This is a genomic window from Caballeronia sp. INML3B (assembly GCF_023631305.1).
GTDB classification, from domain to species: Bacteria; Pseudomonadota; Gammaproteobacteria; order Burkholderiales; family Burkholderiaceae; genus Caballeronia; species Caballeronia turbans.
Map to the genome: position 1 here is coordinate 1 of NZ_JALQDI010000121.1, position 231 is coordinate 231.

Below are 231 nucleotides of genomic sequence, written 5' to 3' on the forward strand. Positions count from 1 at the left end.
ACCGTGACGATCGAGAACATCGAGCGTCATCTGCACATGGGCACGGACTTGCACGAAGCGATTCTCGAAGGCGCGGGCGAAATTGCCGTGCCTGCGCTCGTTTCCACGCTATGCATCTGCATCGTGTTCGTGCCGATGTTCTTTCTGACCGGCGTAGCCCGCTACCTGTTCGTGCCGCTCGCGGAAGCCGTCGTCTTCGCGATGCTCGCGTCGTATGTCCTCTCGCGCACC

At 61.0% G+C, this 231-nt stretch carries 1 protein-coding gene; it reads left to right on the forward strand.

Going from position 1 to position 231, the window contains the following annotated elements; translation table 11 throughout:
- On the forward strand, positions 1-231 hold a 231-nt coding region (locus tag NCS58_RS34125; protein WP_250539055.1), incomplete at both ends, for an efflux RND transporter permease subunit.